The organism is Aeromonas sp. 603079, assembly GCF_049172135.1.
Classification (GTDB): domain Bacteria; phylum Pseudomonadota; class Gammaproteobacteria; order Enterobacterales; family Aeromonadaceae; genus Aeromonas; species Aeromonas veronii.
The window spans coordinates 139,951-156,488 of the sequence record NZ_JAAKPX010000003.1; the positions used below are offsets into that span (position 1 = coordinate 139,951).

A 16,538-nucleotide genomic window follows, 5' to 3' on the forward strand; every position below is an offset into this window, starting at 1 on the left:
ATGGGGAGGAGCAGTGATTCCTCCCTGTAATTGACGGAACGGCATGGCCGCTCAACAGATCCGCGGCAGCAGCTCCCCTTGCGGCAGCTCCAGATAACGGCGGCTACCCCAGGGGTTGTTGAGGATCACCTTGTGGCGATCGCTCGCCTGAACCACGCCGATCTGGCTTGCCGCGGGGTTGAATTGCCGCAAGATGCCCAGTGCGTCCTGCGCCTGTTCGGCAGGCAGGGCCAGCACCATGGTCCCCTCGTTGGCGAGATCATGGGGCTCGAAACCGTAGAGCTCGCACAGGCCGCGCACCGGATCGCACACCGGAATGGCGGACTCCTCCAGCTCGATGGCAACGCCGGAGGCGCTGCTCCACTCGTTGAGCACGGCGGCAAGGCCACCGCGGGTGGCGTCGCGCAGGGCGTGAGGGGTAATACCCGCTTTTAGCAGCGCTTCGACCTGTGGCCAGAGGGTGGTGCAGTCGCTTTTCAGATCAGAGCCCAGTTGCAGGGCGTCGCGGGCCATCAGGATGCAGGCGCCGTGGCTGCCGATATCCCGCGACACCAGAATGGCGTCACTGGCCTTGAGATTGCGAACCGAGATGCCCCGGCTCTGTTCGGGCAGGGGGAAGGTACCGACCCCGCTGGTGTTGATAAAGATCTTGTCTGCCGCTCCCTTGGTCACCACCTTGGTGTCGCCGCAGACGATGCGGGCGCCGCTCTTGGCAAGCTCGGCCGCCATCGACTCGACGATGCGGGCAAGATCGGCGTAGGGGAAGCCCTCCTCGATGATAAAGCTGCAGCTCAGATACTCGGGCTTGGCTCCCATCATGGCGAGATCGTTGACCGTACCGGCGATGGCCAGCTTGCCGATATCGCCCCCCTCGAAGAACAGCGGCGAGACGGTAAAGCTGTCGGTGGTGAAGGCGACGGGGCCGTTTACCGGCAGCAGGGCGGCATCTTCACCGCGCAGCAGGATCTCGTTGCCAAAGTGGCGAAAGAAGAGCTGGTTGATCAGCTGGTTCATTTCTACACCGCCGCCGCCGTGGCTTAACTGAATTTCTCTCATTGGATCCCCATATATCGGTAGTAGGCATTGCAGGCCCCTTCGGAGCTGACCATGCAGCTGCCCATGGGCTGGGTCGGGGTGCAGCCCCGGCCAAAGACTTTGCACTGGTTCGGTTTGGCCAGGCCGCGCAGGATATCGGCGCACTGGCACGCCTTGTGGTCATCGATGGGAGTCTGATTGAGTTGAAAGTGGCGTTCCGCATCGCGCTTGGCAAAAGCATCGCGCAGGCGCAGGGCGGAGGCGTTGATATCGCCAAGACCCCGCCAGCGAAAGTGCTCGCGGGTCTCGAAAAAGCGCTCGACCAGCCGCTGGGCGGCTTTATTGCCGCTGGCGGTGACGGCGCGGCTATATTGCACCTCCAGCGCGTAGCGACCCTCCACCTTCTGGCGCACCATCATCAAGAGCGCCTCCATCACATCCACCGGCTCGAAACCGCTCACCACCACAGGCACCTGATAGCGATCGACGATGGGCAGGTAGATATCGGCGCCTGTGATGACGCTGACGTGGGAGGGGCCGATAAAGGCGTTCACCTTGGCCACCCCGTCGGCCATCACCGCATGAATGGCGGGGGGCACCAGCACATGGTTGATATGAAACAGGAGGTTATCGACCTCTTGCTCTTCAGCGGCGGCCAGCAAGGCGGCGGTCATGGGGGTGGAGGTCTCGAAACCGATGGCGAAGAAGACCACGGTTTTTTCCGGGTTTTCTTTGGCGATGCGCAGGGCGTCGAGGGGGTCATAGACCGGGCGGATATCGCTCCCCTTGGCCCGCTGCTGGGCCAGCGTACCTTTGGAGCCCGGCACCCGGATCATGTCCCCCAGGGTGACCAGAATGACGCTGGGCTGGCTCGCCAGCTCGATGGCCTGATCGATGCGCTCTTTGGGCATGATGCAGACCGGGCAGCCGGGGCCGTGAACGAACTCGATGCTGGCTGGCAGCAGCTGGTGCAGGCCGTACTTCATGATGGTGTGGGTATGGCCGCCGCACACCTCCATCACCCGCAGCGGCTCGGGCAGGTCTTTGGCCAGTTCTGTAATTTGGGCGGCGAGGGCGCGGATCACCTCGGGCTGGCGAAAGCCCTGAAACAGATCATTCAAGGTCAGCATGGCAAGATATCCTGTTTGGGCATCAGGGCCACCATCTGGCGGAAGCTCTCGAGGCTGGCCTGCGCCTCCTCTTCATCAATCTTGCTCATCACAAAGCCGATGTGGAGCAGCACATAGTCGCCAATGTTGAGAGGCTCTTCGAGCAGCATGCAGCTGACTCGCCGCTGCACCCCCAGGGTATCGACGGTGACGCAGTTATCTTCGGGGTGCAGTTGCACCACCTGAGAGGGGATGGATAGACACATGAATTTCAGGACTCCGACAAGGTGGCACAACCGGCTGTGGCAGGCTGGTGCGTGGCAAGATGGTGGATGGCAAACCAGAGCTGACCGGCGGCGATGCCACCGTCATTGAGCGGCAGGGTTTCGCTGGTCAATACCTGCCGGCCAGCGGCTTCGAGAGCGGGAACAAGCTGGTCCATCAGCACCCGGTTTTGAAAGACGCCGCCCCCGAGCGCCACCGGATAGCCGGGGAAGCGCTCTGCAAGGGCGATGACCAGATTGCTGATGGCGCGGATAAAACCGGCAGCCAGGCTGGCGGTGGAGGTGCCTTTGCGCCGCTCGCTGACAAGGGTATTGATGAGCTCGGCCCACTGGATCTGCAGTGGTCCCTCCGCTGATTGGCTGAGATCAAAGGCGAGGGGGAAGGGCTGTTCATCGGGGGCCAGCTGCAAGGCGGCAGACTCCAGCAAGAGTCCCGCTTCGCCCTCGTAATCCGGGGTATCGATCACTCCCAAGAGTGCTGCCACCGCATCGAACAGACGGCCGATGGAGCTGGTGTAAGGGGCGTTGCGGCCAAGATGCCAGAGCTGGTGCAGGTTGCTGATCCGCTCAAGGGGCAGTTGCTTGATCAACGGAATATCGAGGGTGCTGATCTCTTCCAAATCATAGGATTCGAACAGCAGCCCCAGCAGCTGACGTACCGGCTCGCGAATGGCCGCTTCGCCGCCGATCAGCTTGAAGGGGGCAAGGTGGGCAACGCGCTCAAATCCCTGAATGTCTGCGATCAGCAGCTCGCCGCCCCAGAGGGTGCCGTCATCGCCAAGGCCGGTGCCATCGAAGGCAACACCCAGCACCGGGCCTGTAATGTCATGCTCGGCCATTACTGCCAGCAGGTGGGCGTGATGGTGCTGCACCTCGAGATGGGTTGCACCCTGATCCTGGCAATAGCGTTTGGCCCACTGATGGCTGAGGTAGCCCGGGTGGCGATCCGACACCAGCAGTTCGGGGTTGAGATCGTAGAGTTCGCGAAAGGTCGCCAGGGTCTGCTCGAAGTGCTCCTGCATCGGCAGGTTGTGCAGATCGCCGATATAGGGGCTGTAGATGCGCTGGCGGCCGAAGGCGAGCGCCAGCTGGTTCTTCTGCTGTGCCCCGACTGCCAGCAGCGGCACCTTGACCGCCTCTTGCAGGCTGGGGGTGCAGGGGGCATAACCCCGGGCGAGGCGCAACGTCTGGCGTCGCCCGCCTGCCCACTGCACCAGACTGTCGTCGCACGGGTGCAGGATGGGGCGGTTGTGATCCAGGATGCCGTCAATCTCGTCCCCGAGTTCCCTGACCACTGCCTCGCACTCGATAAGGATCGGGCTGCCGCGCCCATTGGCGCTGGTGGCCACCAACGGCATGGCGCAGGCGTCCTGCAGCAGCTGATGGAGCGGGGTATAGGGGAGCATGACCCCAAGGTAGGGGATGCCGGGAGCGATCCCCTCGGCCAGCGGCGCAGCAGATAGTTGCGATTCTGACGGCCGATCATCGTTTTTGCGTTTGCGCAGCAGAGTAATGGGTCTGGCCTGAGAGGCGAGCAGCTTCCACTCTGCCTCGCAGCCGGTGACATGCAATTTGGCCTCGGCAAGGGAGCCTATCATCACCGCCAGCGGCTTGCGCGCGCGCCGCTTGAGCATTCGTAATCTGGCAACACTCTGTTCATTGCGGGCATCACACATCAGGTGATAACCCCCCATCCCCTTGACCGCAATCAGCGCCCCCGCTTGCAGGGCGCTTGCAGCTGCTTGCAGCGCATCCTCGCGCTCGGCCAGCGCATCGCCGTTGCCGCTGCGCCAGCTGAGATGGGGCCCGCACTCGGGGCAGCTCACCGGCTGGGCATGGTAGCGTCTGTCCAGCGGGTTTTCATAGGCCGCCGCGCAGCGCGGGCACATGGCAAAGTCGGCCATGGCGGTATGGGGGCGGTCGTAGGGGAGGCGGCGGATGATGGTGTAGCGCGGGCCGCAGTGGGTGCAGTTGGTAAAGGGGTAGCGATGGTGGCGATCCGCGGGGTTGGCCACATCCCGGGCGCATGCCTCGCACATCCCCTGATCCGGCGAGATGGCGACCGTGGCCGCGCTCTGCTGCTGGCTCGCTTTAATTCGAAACTGGCCATGAAATTGGTCATCGAAGTCGGGATCATGAGCAAGGGGCAGTTCCCGCTCGCTGAAATGATCGATACGGCTCAGCGGCGGCGCCAATTCCCGCAGTTCGCGGGCAAAGGCGGCCAGCTGCTCAGGCGATCCTTCGGCACCTATGGTGACGCCGTTGGCATCGTTCAAGACATAACCGGCAAGGCCGTGGCGCAGCGCCAGCCCATAGACGAAGGGGCGAAAGCCGACCCCCTGAACTATGCCGTCGATATGAAATTCGCGGCGCAGCCGGTTGGCCACTGGATTGGAAGAGCCAGAGGGGGCGATGGTGGTGCTCATGCCGGCTCCATCTCATCTTGAGTCTGCGGCAAACGCAGCACCCGGCGCTCGTTCTCCTCGCGCCGTACCCAGCCATCCATCTCCATGCGCAGGCAGAACGGAATGGCGTATTTGCGCGACAAACCGGTGATCTCCTTGAGGGATGCCATGTCGATCAGATCTCCCACCTGCTGGCCCGCCAGCACTTCGGCGACCATCTGGTTGTAAAGCTCGGCGTCGTAGTAGATGGGGCCATCGAGCTGCACCAGATACTTGAGTCGCGCCAGATTGCGCAGTTGCTTTTGCAACGCGCCTTTTTGCTGCAAGCCCTGCTGCAGGGCGGCGGGCAGCTTGCGGGTGATAAAGGGATCCAGCTCCACGCCGCCGGGGCCCAGTTTACCGGGCTCGTAACCCTCCTTGCCTTGATCTCGCACCACCTTGAGCACCAGCTGTGCTTCTTCCCCCAAATCATCTTCTGACTCGCCGCTGCCCTGCTGCCACTTGTCATGGTGCAGGCGAACAAGCTGCTCGCTTTTGAGCTGCTGGAGCAGGGCCTGAATGACCGGCAGGGCGATGCCAAAGCGGGTTGCCAGCTCGGCGGCACTCAGCGGTTCGCTGGCCAGCGTGGCGAGCAGCTGGTCGCGGCTTTGGGCCAGCCAGTGGTTGTCCAGCAGCCACTCACCGAGGGGGGTGACCTGCTCTGGCTGCTGGTCAAAGCGGCTGGCCAGCACATAGCTATTGAGCCCCAGTTGCAGGGTGGCCGGGTTGTAGTGCTCCAAGTCATCAGGCAGCTCGCCCAGCAGGGCGTGCAGCGCCTTGCGTCTGGCGGGGTGGATGTCGCCGCACCAGACGATGCGGGCGCCGTGCAGCAGTTCGCTGCTGCCGTGGCGAATGATGGCGAGTGGCTGGCCGAAGAAGCAGGGAATGGGGCTGGTAAAGATCAGTCGCGCCAGCCGGGTATCCTTGATGGGCACGAAACGGGCCCGGCCATGCCAGCTGCCAAGGGCCACCTCGACCTCCTTGTTGTGCAGAGAGGGGCGCAGTGTCTTGTTACTCAGGCTCTCGGCGTTGAGTCGCACGATAAGGTGGGTTGCCGCCTCGCACTGACCGGCAGTGCTGGTAAGGCAGTGACCGCGGGCCACCTCCTTGTGGGGCACTTTTTTCAGGCCCACCGCTACCCTGCAGACGGCGCCAATCTCGTCGACGCTCTGGTGATAGGCCTGCAGGGAGCGCACCTGCACCTCCCGAGCGGCGGGGTAGAGGCGCAGCTTGTCCCCCACCTTGAGGCTGCCCTGTTGCAGGGTGCCGGTCAGCACGGTGCCGGTGCCATTGGCGGTAAAGACTCTGTCTACATAGAGGCGCGGGGCGCCCTGCTCGCGGGCAGCGTGTGAGGCTGGCAGATCGGCTAGCTGGCGCACGATGGCGGCGTGCAGGGCATTCATATTCTCGCCGGTCTTGGCGCTGACGCTGACGATGTCGGGCACCATGCCGCTCTCGTCCATCACCCGCTCCAGCAGGCTCTCTTCCAACAGCAAAAGCTCGTCGGGGGAGACCAGATCGCACTTGTTGATGCAGACCAAGAGACGCGGCACCCCCATCGCCTTGAGCAGGCGCAGGTGATCGCCGGTCATCGGCATCCACCCCTCGTCGGCGGCAATCACTAGCAGCACCAGATCCAGACTCCAGAGCCCCGCCACCATATTGCGGATATAGCGCTCGTGGCCGGGCACGTCGATGACGCCTATGGTGTTGCCCTGACCGTCGTCGAAGTGGGCAAAGCCGAGATCCTGGGTCATGCCGATGGCCTGCTCGTGGGCACGGGCGGTGGTGATGCCGGTGAGGGCCTTGATCAGCTGGGTCTTGCCGTGATCCACGTGGCCGGCAAGGCCGATAACGGCGCGATAGGGGGTCATGGGATCAGGGCTCCTCGGTCGCATTTGTTGCATTGAACGGGGCGGGGAGAAGCAACTCCCTGAGTTGGGCGATCAGCAGTTCCATCTCGGTCGGCAGCAGGGTCGCCATATTGAGCAGTACCTTCTGCTGGCGCACGGTGGCGATGACAGGGACGGGGAGTTCGCGCAGAGCATCAAGCAGCTGCTGGGCCGGACGCGGGTCGGTGCACTCGAGCGCGGGCGCCGGATAGAACTCGTCCGGCAATGTGCCGCCGCCCACCACCAGTTGGGCGGGAACCGGCACAAAGGAGCCAGGCAGGGCGGCCATCAGCTGGGAGGCTCTCGCCTCCATGGCAGCCGGGTTGCTTAAGACTTGCTGGGCGATACCCTCGCCGACGGGAGATTTGTTGAGCTTGTGGATGAGCAGACGTTCGAGCAGGGAGTAGACGATGCGGCTCGGGCGGAAGGTGCGCATCATGGGGTGTTTTTCCAGCCGCTTGATAAGGTCGCTGCGGCCGCTGATGATGCCCGATTGCGGGCCACCAAGCAGCTTGTCGCCGGAATAGCAGACCAGATCCGCCCCCGCCTTGATGTACTGGCGCACCGAGGTTTCATCCGGTGCAAACTCTTCGGTGGTCAAGCCCGACCCCTGATCCACCGCCAGCACCACATGCTCGGGCAGGGCGCGGGCCACCTCGCCGATATCGGGGGATTCAGTAAAGCCGCGAATGGCGAAATTGGATCTGTGCACCATCAGTACCAGCGCGGTCTGATCGGTGATGGCATCGAGGTAATCTTTGGCGGTAGTGATATTGGTGGTGCCCACCTCCACCAGTTTGGCGCCGGAGAGGGCCAGAATGTCGGGGATGCGAAAGCCACCGCCAATCTGGATCTGCTCGCCGCGCGAGACGATTACCTCGCGCCCTTTGGCCACCTCCTGCAGCAGCAAAAAGAGCGAAGCGGCGTTGTTGTTGACCACCAGCGAATCCTCGGCCTGGGTGAGGCAACGGAGCAGGGGGGCGATCAGCCCCTTGCGCCCGCCGCGCTTGCCGGTGGCGAGATCCAGCTCCAGATTGTTGTACCCGGTGTTGAGGTCACGCACCTCGTCCCACAGCTCGTGACTTAATGGCGAACGCCCCAGATTGGTATGCACCAGGGTGCCGGTGGCGTTGATCACCCGGGTTTGACACTGGCGCAACTGCTGTTGGCAGCGTTTGGCAATCAGCGCCTCGATCTGCTCGGGGGCGACCCCATGCTGGCGAAAATCTTCGCTTTGGCGCAGCTCGCTGAGGGTGTCGCGCACCGCCTGGGTCACCAGCGGGCGGCTCAGCGCTTCGATAAAACCGGCGAGAAAGGGTTGCTGCAGCAGCTGTTCCACTTGCGGCAAACGGCGCGTTTGTTGCTGGCTGGGCTGTTGCTGTGAATCTGGCAGTGAATCGTCGGCAGCCGTACCTGATGCGGGCTGGCGGTGGGGGATAGCTGACGCGTGAGACGAGTTCGGCATGGGATTACCAGTGCAGTGCGTGGGTTCGGGATGCGCACCGGTTTGCCGATAGAGAGACCGAGCTGACGGGTTATGGCACTGCTGGCGATTTGCGGATAACTGCAAACTGGGTGCATCAATGATGCGGGTATAAATTAATGCTGCATCGATGCTGATAAATTAATTTTTGGCCAGCGAGATAACCTGAGTTCGGATTATATTGGCAAGCGGCAAGCACCTTTTTTAAGGTATTACTTAAAACATATTGAACAAACAATGGAAATAACATCCAGGCCGAAAAATTCAGCGGGAGAGTATTTGTTCAATAGATAAATTTGGCGGAAGAGGCAGGAATCGAACCTGCCAAAGCCTTCTCGGCTCACATCGGTTTTGAAGACCGAGGAGGCCACCAGACCCCATCAACTTCCGTAACGGTCGCCATTTTGTGGCAAATTTCTGTGACTAGCAACGCTTTTTTGTCATAAAAAAGCGAGAGTTAGCGATTTTTTGAAAAAATCAAAGAACCTTGTTTTATATCAAGTTCAGCACAATTAGCCCGATGTTTTTAATTTAACATCGGGCCTTGATCACATTGCCGTAACCGTCGGTCAATAACGGTCGTTAACAACTCGATAAATAATCACCGGCTGGCGTTGGCAATATTCCACTGATCCAGTTTATCTATTAACAGACTGGTGTCACTGGCGGCATCAAGATGCTGATAAAGATAATCCATCGCCTCGCTCACCATCTCGGTCATCGGGAAGGAGAACGCCACGATGGCCGGTTGTACCCCGACAAAGATCACCTCGGGGACAAAGGTCTTGAGCTCGTCGATCAAAAAATTGAGCGGCATATTGTGGGTCGAGAAGATAAACATCTCGGCGATGGTCTCGGGGGGGATCACCTGCAGGGTTCCCGCCTTCTCGCCGATCTCGGCGGCATCCACCAGCACCACTCGCTCCGGTTGCAGCTCCCGCACCTTGTAGACCACATTTTCCGGCGCGATGCCGCCGTCGATATGGATCCAGCCGGGCAGAGGGGCGGCTTGCAGTTTGTCGGCAAGATAGGGGCCGGCACCGTCGTCCCCCATCATGGCATTGCCCACGGTCAACACGAGATTGCAGCCCATCAGCGGCTCCTTACCATCAGGTACATATGGGGGTCGTTATAGAGGGCGGTGAGCTGATCCATAAAGGTGTTGGTCCAGCCCAGCTCCTGCTCATCGAGCAGATTGTCGGCTTTGCGCAGTCGGTCGAAGGCGCAGGCCAGCATATGGCAGTGCTCGCGATAGATGGTGATCTCGCCAAAGGTGAGAAATCCCTCCATCTTGCGGCGCGCTTCGCTCCCCTCTGGCAGCTTGGCTACCCAGTCGCGATAACCGGTCAGCGAGCAGACCAGGTCTGCTCGCAGGCAATCGACAATGCCGAGGTGGTGGCCGATGGCGAGGCTGTAGTACATCACCTCCTTTGCTTCCTCGGGGACGTCGAACTGCTCGTCGACGAACTTGCGCGAGAGGCGGTAGAAAAAAACCTCGTCAGCCATGCACCGCCTCTCCCTTGCCGGCCGCCCGGTTGAGGCAGGCGTTTGCGAGGTTGTTGACGATCTCCGCCAGGCGCGGATCGTCGTGCTGATCGAGGTAGCTCTGGATGCGCAGATCCACATCCTGCTGGGTCGCCCCTTCGAGCAGGGCCATAAACTCGTCGGCGATGATCCGCCCCTGCCGGTAACCGGCCATGCGGCGCGCTTCGCGCTCGATCATCACCCGGATTTCGTTGGGGATGCCGGTGTGGCGCAGCTCGACCCGCTCACCCGGTTGCACCTCGTGGCTGGTGGCTTTGAGTTTTTGTTCCAGCAGACCGAGCGCCACGGCAAAGCCGTAGATGGTTGCCGCCGGTGTCGGAGGGCAGCCGGGGATATAGACATCCACCGGCACTATCTTGTCGGTGCCGCCCCAGACGCAGTAGAGGTCGTGGAAGATGCCACCGTCACAGCCGCAGGCGCCGTAGGCGATGCAGATCTTGGGATCGGGCGCCGCCTCGTAGGCGCGCAGGGCCGGTACCCGCATCGCCCGGGTCACCGCGCCGGTAAAGAGCAGGATGTCGGCATGGCGCGGGGAGGCGACCACCTTGATGCCGAAACGCTCGGCATCGAACAGCGGGGTGATGGTGGCGAAGATCTCGATCTCGCAGGCGTTGCAGCCGCCGCAATCGACCCGGTAGACATAGGCCGAGCGGCGAATGTCCTTGAGCAGGGTCTTCTTGAGTTTGGTGATCTCGGGATCCTGTGCCAGCGGCACGGCGCGGGTATGGGCATGGCCGACAACCGGTTCTATGCCTTTGATCTTGCTCATCACATCCACTCCTTTTGTGCGGCCATCGGTGTGGCTATCGGTGTGATCAGGGCCGAGTCAGGCTGGCTCAGCATGCTCTGTTTTCGTTTGCAGTCGGGGCAGTGGTGCAGTCGCTCCGGGGTGGCCAGCGGCGTGCCAGCTTGCTTGAGAGTGTCCTCCACCAGCGCCACCAGCTTGCTCGGGGCAAAGTAGGTGCCGCACAGGGTGCAGGGGGCCAGCGCGAAGCGGGCCTCCTCATAGAGATCCGCCTTGTTGGTCACCGCCAGCTCGAACTCGGGGGAGAGCGCGATGGCGCGGGTCGGGCAGACCTCCTCGCAGCGGCCGCAGAAGATGCAGCGCGCCATGGAGATCTCCCAGCGCCGTTCGCCGGTCTCCATGTCCACTTCCATCACCAGCGCGTTGGCCGGGCAGGCCTTGGTGCAGGCGGCGCAGGCGATGCACTGATCCGCCTGATATTTCGGTTTGCCGCGAAAATCCCGGTTCACATCAATAGGTGCGAAGGGGTACTTGGCGGTCGGGGTGCCAGCCTTGAGGATGGTCTTGAACAGCTTGATCATGATGACCCCTTATTTCAGCGGAGAGTTTTTGCGATCGATGCCGTAGCGCTCGATCTCCTTGTAGGAGACCACGGTGGATTTGCCCTTCTTGGGGTCGACCAGGGTGACCCGGTCGGTACAGGAGTAGCAGGGATCCAGACTGCCGATGATGAGCGGCGCATCCGCCACGGTATTGCCGCGCAGCATGTAGCGCAGGGCGGGCCAGTTGGCGTAGGTAGCGGCGCGGCAGCGCCAGCGGAACAGCTTCTGGTTATCTCCCGTCATGCTCCAGTGGACGTTCTCGCCGCGGGGCGCCTCGGTAAAGCCCAGCGCAAACTTGCCCGGCTGGTAGGTGAAGCCTTCGGTGAGCAGTGGCCCTTCCGGCAGGTGCTCAAGACCAAACTCAATCATGTCGAGGGAGTCGTAGAGCTCGTGGATGCGTACCAGCACCCGGGATTGCACATCGCAACCCGCCTTGGTCTGGATCTCCATCGGCAACTCGCGGTAGCCGGCAAAGTCGTGGACCCGGCGCACGTCACGCTTGAAGCCGCTCGCCCGCACCATGGGGCCGACGCAGCTGAAATCGCGGGCAATTTGCGGGTCTAGCTTGCCGATACCGATGAGGCGGGAGGAGATGTTGGCGGTATCCAGCAGCATGGCCACCAGGGGTTTGAGCTCATCACGGAGCTCCCGTACCAGCTGGGCACCCTTGATGCGATCTTCCTTGAAGATGTCGCGGCGCACCCCGCCAATCAGGTTGAGGCCGTAGGTCTTGCGCGCGCCGGTCAGCAGCTCGGCCAGGGTCATGGATTTTTCCCGTACCCGGAAGAACTGCATGAAGCCGGTGTCGAAACCGGTGAAGTGGCTCGACAGGCCGATGTTGAGGATATGGCTGTGCAGGCGCTCCACCTCCAGCAGCACGGCGCGGATCATCTTGGCCCGCTCCGGCACCGGAATGCCCATGGCGTTCTCCACCGAGGTGGTGTAGGCGACGCTGTGGGTAAAGCCGCAGATGCCGCAGACCCGGTCGGTCAGGAAGGCCACTTCGTTGTAGCCCATCCGGGTTTCCGCCAGCTTCTCCATGCCGCGATGGACATAGAAGAGGCGGTAGTCGGCATCGATGATGTCTTCCCCGTCGACGAACAGACGAAAGTGCCCCGGTTCATCCGAGGTGATGTGCAGCGGGCCGACCGGCACGATGCGGTTGGCATCACTGCCGAGCTCATTGACGAAGGGGTAGGTCTCGGTGTCGGTGGTGGGCATCGGGCGCTGGCGGTAATCCATGGCATCCTTGCGCAGGGGATGGATGTCCTCCGGCCAGTCGTCCGGCAGCACCAGACGGCGTTCATCCGGCAGACCGATGGCACGCAGGCCGTACATGTCGCGGATCTCCCGCTCGCCCCACACCGCCGCCGGAATGGTCGGAGTGATGGAGGGGTACTCCTGGGTATCGGCATCCACCAGCACCTTGACGGTGATCCAGCACTTGGTGTCGCCCTCCATGGAGAAGACGTGGTAGACGGCGAAGTGGCCGTTGAGGCTGCGCTCGTCATTGGCAAAGGAGAGCGGAAGCCAGCCCCCCAGCTGGTGGAAGATCAGGCTGGCCGTTTCGACCAGACTGGTGGGCTTGACGGTAATGGTGGCCTGATCGGCGGTTTGCCACTCCTCGTCGACGATGGCGTGGGGCAGTTGTGCTCGCACCTGCTGGATGTAGTCGCAGCCGATGCGATCCGAAATGGCGATGGTCATGCAGTTCTCACTTTAATGTTCGGGAATGAGCATTCACAAATGATGAAATCGGAAAAAGTTGCTGTGCTGGCGGGCATGGCTCAGATCCCGACCAGATAGGCGAGCAGCGCCAGCAGGGCCAGCCCCAACCCGTAGCGGGTGAGCTTGTGGGTGCGCACGAACTGGGTTCGGGCCATGGCGTTTTCGATGATGCCGGCCAGCAAAAAGGCCACCAGCAGCTTGCAGGCGAGGATCAGCGCCGCGCCGATGAGTGCCGGCAGACTCCAGTTGGTCGCCTTGCCGAAGGGCAGGAAAATCACCAGAAAGAGCTGCACCACTACCAGCTGCTTGAGGCCGATGGAGAGCTTGAGCAGGGCCAGGCCCGCACCGGAGTACTCGGTAAGCGGCCCCTCCTGCAGCTCCTGCTCGGCTTCGGCGCAGTCAAAGGGCAGCTTGCCCATCTCGACAAACACCGCGAAGGCGCAGGCGGCACCGGCCAGCAGGGTGGCGATGGGAGCGGCCAGTGGCTGGGTCGCCACATAGCTGCTGATGTTGCCCAGATCCGAGCTGCCCACCATCATCGCCATGATGAAGCAGGCGAGCACCAGAATGGGCTCCACCAGAATGCCGAGGGTCAGTTCGCGGCGGGCACCAATACCTGCAAACATGCTGCCGCTGTCGAGCCCCGAGAGGGAGAAGAAGAAGCGGAAGATGGCGAACAGATAGATATCGGTGATGAGATCCCCGGCGATGGGGAAGGGGGACTCGTGAGTCAGGGTCGGCAGCGCCATCCCTACCAGCAAGAGGGCGGCGATGAGCAGCGCAGGCATCAGGTTGAAGATGATGCCGGCAGGCTCGGGGGTTACCTCCTGACGGCGCAGGAGCTTGGCGATATCCCGGTAATCCTGCAGCAGGCCCGGCCCCTGACGGGAGTGCATCTTGGCCCGCAGCACCCGGTTGAAACCGGTGGCGAGCGGTGCCAGCGCCAGCATGGCGATGGCCTGGGTCAGGGCGAGGGCAACCATGCCCCAGCTCGGCATTTCAAGAACAGGCATATCAGACTCCTACAGCCATCAGGATAAAGAGCGCCAGCACAACACCGTGCAGCAACCAGCCGGTTGTCCCGCTGGTATCGCTCACCCCGTGCAGGGCGCTGGCCAGATCGAGCTGCGGCTGCTTGCGATAGAGCTGCGCGCAGAGTTGGCGCAAGGTGTGGGTGACACCGCCGGAGGTAAGGCTCATGCGCTCCTCATAGGCATAACCACAGGCCCACGGGGTGCCAGCGTGACGACGACCCAGCTTGGGCCCCTTGAAGATGGCCAGTACCAGCAACGGGATGAGGAACAGCCCCAGCAAGGTGATGGCGATAACGGGCGGGGAGAGGATCGCCTGACTGCTATCGAGTGGCAGCAGGGTGGCGCCGGTGGCCACGTTCATTTGGCCGCTTACCAAGGCTTGGCCATAGCTGGCGATATGGGGGGCAATCCAGGGGGCGCCCAGACCCAGCACCAGACAGACGGCGGCCAGCAGCAGGGTGCCAGCCACCATGGCGCCCGGCACTTCGCGGGCGTGGCTCGCGTGTTCGCTGCGCGGTGCACCGCAGAAGCAGATGCCATACACCTTGACGAAACACATCACCGCCATGGCGCCGGTTACCGCCAGCATCACTACCGCGAGCGGTGCGACGACAGAGGTGCCGAGTTTGGTCATGGAGAGCAGGGATTGGTAGATAAACCACTCGCTGACAAAGCCGTTCAGCGGCGGCAGCGCCGAGATGGCCATGGCACCGATGAGGAACGCCAGCGCGGTCCAGGGCATCAGCTTGGCGAGGCCCCCCATCTTGTCCATGTCGCGGGTGTGCAGGCGGAACATCACAGAGCCGGTACCCATAAAGAGCAGGCTCTTGAAGATGGCGTGGTTGAGCAGGTGATAAAGCGCACCGAGCAGCCCCAGCACCACCAGCGCCGGTTGCTGGTTGGCGATGCCGATCATGCCGATGCCCATCCCCATCAGGATGATGCCGATGTTCTCCACCGTGTGGTAGGCGAGTAGCCGCTTGAGATTGTGCTCGGCCAGCGCAAACAGCACCCCGAGCACTGCCGAGCAGGCACCGAAGATCAGTACCACATAGCCCCACCAGAGCTGGCTGGCGCCGAGAAAATCGATGCTGACCCGCAATATGCCAAAGAGACCCAGCTTCACCATCACGCCGGACATCAGCGCCGAGATATGGGAGGGCGCAACGGGCTCGGCCACCGGCAGCCAGCCGTGCAGCGGTACGAAACCGGCGCGCAGGCCAAAACCGCAGAAGCTGAGCAGGAACACCAGAGAGGCCAATCCGCCCGCCAGATGGTGCTCGCGTAGCGCAGCGAACTCCAGCGAGCCAGATTCGCGGCAGAGCAGCCAGAAGGCGATCAGCACCAGCGCCATGCCGATATGGTTCATCACCAAGTAGAGACGGCTCTGTTTGGCAGCATCCGGATTGGTCTTGATCAGCCAGTAGGTGGTAAGGGTCACCAGCTCGTAGCAGAGCAAGAAACCGAGCGCGTTGTCGGCCAGCACCATGCCCACCATGGCAAAGAGGAAGAGGTTCATCAGCGCACCGATGGCCACATCCCCCTTGCCCTGATATTCGCGGATATAGGCAAAGGAGTAGAGGGCGACGGCGACGCCGACGGTGCTAATCACCAGCAGCATCAGTGCGGCCAGCATGTCGAGGTGCACCGAGCCCAGCAGCCAGAGCTGGCCGTCGACGGGGGCGCCTTGGGCAAAGATCTGGATGGCGGCGACCAGACCCGCGAGTGACCCCAGCAGGGCAAAACCGCTATTGAGACGGTTGGCCAGTGCGGGCAGTTTTTGCAGGAGCAAACCGGCAGCAGCGCCCAGCAAAAAGAGCAGGAGCGTGGCCATGACAAGGGGGGACAACATCAGCGAACTCCCTCTGTGATGGATAAATCGGATGCAGGGAGCGCTGTGGCAGGCGCCGGGAAGGCGGAGGCCCCTTGCGGGTTGGTGTCGGCCGCTTGCTGGCGACGGATACGGGCGGCGCGTTCGGTGTCGCCGTCATTGACCAGCTTCAGTGCCTGGGAGGGACAGGCACCGACACAGGCCGGGCCATCGGTGCGAAACTCGCACAGGTCGCACTTGACCGCGATGCTGCGCACCCCCGGCTCCCAGCTCAGCAGATCCTCGCCAAAGCAGCGCAGGCCGGCAGAGGTGGAGGGGTTGCTGGAGCGGATGGAGCAGGGGATATAGGTGTCATAACTGGTGGCCACGGCCACCGGACGGCTGCCGCCGCTCTGGATGGCGCCAAAGGGGCAGGCCACGGCGCAGAGGTTGCAGCCGATGCAGAGCGACTCGTTGAGTTGCACGCAATCGCCGGTCTGGCGAATTGCCTCGACCGGGCACACCTTGATGCAGGGGGCATCGTAACAGTGACGGCACTGAACCGGCATGGTCGCCTGCTCGTGTCGCATAACGGTTAAACGGGGGGCTTGCTGCAAACCTTGTGCCTTGTGTACCTCGCTGCAGGCCGCCATACAGGTGCCACAGCCGATACAAAGCTTGGGGTCAGCGATAACGAAGCGGTTCATAGCCTACCTTGTCGTGTCGCGAACGGAGAAAGTAGGGGCAGGTTGGCAAGATACGGGCCAGAATGGTTTTTGCTGCGAAATTGGTTTTAAGTGGCTGTTTTTAAATAAATAAAAATCTTG

General features: G+C 62.1%; 14 protein-coding genes and 1 tRNA gene. All 15 read right to left on the bottom strand.

Annotated features, from left to right (window positions below; translation table 11 throughout):
* Positions 1-51 precede the first annotated feature (51 nt).
* Positions 52-1,056: a hydrogenase expression/formation protein HypE gene (gene hypE, locus G5287_RS02955; protein WP_421230787.1), complete on the bottom strand. Its 1,005-nt coding sequence runs from the start codon at positions 1,054-1,056 to the stop codon at positions 52-54.
* Positions 1,053-2,165 carry a hydrogenase formation protein HypD gene (gene hypD / locus G5287_RS02960; protein WP_421230788.1) on the bottom strand — a complete coding sequence of 371 codons (1,113 nt, stop codon included), beginning with the start codon at positions 2,163-2,165 and terminating at the stop codon, positions 1,053-1,055. The genes hypE and hypD overlap by 4 nt, the downstream gene beginning before the upstream one ends.
* Positions 2,159-2,410 (bottom strand): HypC/HybG/HupF family hydrogenase formation chaperone, encoded by a 252-nt coding sequence (locus G5287_RS02965; protein ID WP_043819819.1) that lies wholly within the window; start codon positions 2,408-2,410, stop codon positions 2,159-2,161. Before G5287_RS02965 ends, hypD begins: the two co-directional genes overlap by 7 nt.
* A gap of 5 nt (positions 2,411-2,415) precedes the next feature.
* Positions 2,416-4,854: a carbamoyltransferase HypF gene (gene hypF / locus G5287_RS02970; protein ID WP_421230789.1), complete on the bottom strand. Its 2,439-nt coding sequence runs from the start codon at positions 4,852-4,854 to the stop codon at positions 2,416-2,418.
* The gene (gene selB, locus G5287_RS02975) at positions 4,851-6,746 is read right to left on the bottom strand and encodes a selenocysteine-specific translation elongation factor (RefSeq protein ID WP_421230790.1); all 1,896 of its coding nucleotides are present in this window, start codon (positions 6,744-6,746) and stop codon (positions 4,851-4,853) included. The genes hypF and selB overlap by 4 nt, the downstream gene beginning before the upstream one ends.
* A 4-nt stretch (positions 6,747-6,750) precedes the next feature.
* Positions 6,751-8,229 carry an L-seryl-tRNA(Sec) selenium transferase gene (gene selA / locus G5287_RS02980; RefSeq protein ID WP_421230791.1) on the bottom strand — a complete coding sequence of 493 codons (1,479 nt, stop codon included), beginning with the start codon at positions 8,227-8,229 and terminating at the stop codon, positions 6,751-6,753.
* Between the two features lie 315 nt (positions 8,230-8,544).
* Positions 8,545-8,636 (bottom strand) — tRNA-Sec (locus tag G5287_RS02985).
* A gap of 212 nt (positions 8,637-8,848) precedes the next feature.
* On the bottom strand, positions 8,849-9,340 hold the full coding sequence (gene hycI / locus G5287_RS02990) for a hydrogenase maturation peptidase HycI (protein WP_139435284.1): 492 nt from the start codon (positions 9,338-9,340) through the stop codon (positions 8,849-8,851).
* The gene (locus G5287_RS02995; RefSeq protein ID WP_187268520.1) at positions 9,340-9,753 is read right to left on the bottom strand and encodes a formate hydrogenlyase maturation HycH family protein; all 414 of its coding nucleotides are present in this window, start codon (positions 9,751-9,753) and stop codon (positions 9,340-9,342) included. Before G5287_RS02995 ends, hycI begins: the two co-directional genes overlap by 1 nt.
* Positions 9,746-10,561: an NADH-quinone oxidoreductase subunit B family protein gene (locus tag G5287_RS03000; protein ID WP_005301886.1), complete on the bottom strand. Its 816-nt coding sequence runs from the start codon at positions 10,559-10,561 to the stop codon at positions 9,746-9,748. Before G5287_RS03000 ends, G5287_RS02995 begins: the two co-directional genes overlap by 8 nt.
* Positions 10,561-11,118 (bottom strand): formate hydrogenlyase complex iron-sulfur subunit, encoded by a 558-nt coding sequence (locus G5287_RS03005; protein WP_005351513.1) that lies wholly within the window; start codon positions 11,116-11,118, stop codon positions 10,561-10,563. The genes G5287_RS03000 and G5287_RS03005 overlap by 1 nt, the downstream gene beginning before the upstream one ends.
* A 9-nt stretch (positions 11,119-11,127) precedes the next feature.
* Complete coding sequence (locus G5287_RS03010) at positions 11,128-12,846, bottom strand: NADH-quinone oxidoreductase subunit C (protein WP_017784116.1); 1,719 nt, start codon at positions 12,844-12,846, stop codon at positions 11,128-11,130.
* Between the two features lie 80 nt (positions 12,847-12,926).
* Positions 12,927-13,880: a respiratory chain complex I subunit 1 family protein gene (locus G5287_RS03015; RefSeq protein WP_342012185.1), complete on the bottom strand. Its 954-nt coding sequence runs from the start codon at positions 13,878-13,880 to the stop codon at positions 12,927-12,929.
* A gap of 1 nt (position 13,881) precedes the next feature.
* Positions 13,882-15,753, bottom strand: coding sequence for a hydrogenase 4 subunit B (gene hyfB, locus G5287_RS03020; RefSeq protein WP_421230792.1), 1,872 nt, complete (start codon positions 15,751-15,753; stop codon positions 13,882-13,884).
* Positions 15,753-16,418 (bottom strand): 4Fe-4S dicluster domain-containing protein, encoded by a 666-nt coding sequence (locus tag G5287_RS03025; protein WP_421230793.1) that lies wholly within the window; start codon positions 16,416-16,418, stop codon positions 15,753-15,755. The genes hyfB and G5287_RS03025 overlap by 1 nt, the downstream gene beginning before the upstream one ends.
* Positions 16,419-16,538 lie beyond the last annotated feature (120 nt).

What these genes read in the sequence shown, in the direction of transcription:
- selA (WP_421230791.1), bottom strand. Translation starts at nt 8,229, where the DNA reads ATGCCGAACTCGTCTCACGCGTCAGCTATCCCCCACCGCCAGCCCGCA.
- selB (WP_421230790.1), bottom strand. Translation starts at nt 6,746, where the DNA reads ATGACCCCCTATCGCGCCGTTATCGGCCTTGCCGGCCACGTGGATCAC.
- G5287_RS03010 (WP_017784116.1), bottom strand. Translation starts at nt 12,846, where the DNA reads ATGACCATCGCCATTTCGGATCGCATCGGCTGCGACTACATCCAGCAG.
- G5287_RS02965 (WP_043819819.1), bottom strand. Translation starts at nt 2,410, where the DNA reads ATGTGTCTATCCATCCCCTCTCAGGTGGTGCAACTGCACCCCGAAGAT.
- G5287_RS03005 (WP_005351513.1), bottom strand. Translation starts at nt 11,118, where the DNA reads ATGATCAAGCTGTTCAAGACCATCCTCAAGGCTGGCACCCCGACCGCC.
- hypF (WP_421230789.1), bottom strand. Translation starts at nt 4,854, where the DNA reads ATGAGCACCACCATCGCCCCCTCTGGCTCTTCCAATCCAGTGGCCAAC.
- hypD (WP_421230788.1), bottom strand. Translation starts at nt 2,165, where the DNA reads ATGCTGACCTTGAATGATCTGTTTCAGGGCTTTCGCCAGCCCGAGGTG.
- hyfB (WP_421230792.1), bottom strand. Translation starts at nt 15,753, where the DNA reads ATGTTGTCCCCCCTTGTCATGGCCACGCTCCTGCTCTTTTTGCTGGGC.
- G5287_RS03000 (WP_005301886.1), bottom strand. Translation starts at nt 10,561, where the DNA reads ATGAGCAAGATCAAAGGCATAGAACCGGTTGTCGGCCATGCCCATACC.
- G5287_RS03015 (WP_342012185.1), bottom strand. Translation starts at nt 13,880, where the DNA reads ATGCCTGTTCTTGAAATGCCGAGCTGGGGCATGGTTGCCCTCGCCCTG.
- G5287_RS02995 (WP_187268520.1), bottom strand. Translation starts at nt 9,753, where the DNA reads ATGGCTGACGAGGTTTTTTTCTACCGCCTCTCGCGCAAGTTCGTCGAC.
- hypE (WP_421230787.1), bottom strand. Translation starts at nt 1,056, where the DNA reads ATGAGAGAAATTCAGTTAAGCCACGGCGGCGGCGGTGTAGAAATGAAC.
- G5287_RS03025 (WP_421230793.1), bottom strand. Translation starts at nt 16,418, where the DNA reads ATGAACCGCTTCGTTATCGCTGACCCCAAGCTTTGTATCGGCTGTGGC.
- hycI (WP_139435284.1), bottom strand. Translation starts at nt 9,340, where the DNA reads ATGGGCTGCAATCTCGTGTTGACCGTGGGCAATGCCATGATGGGGGAC.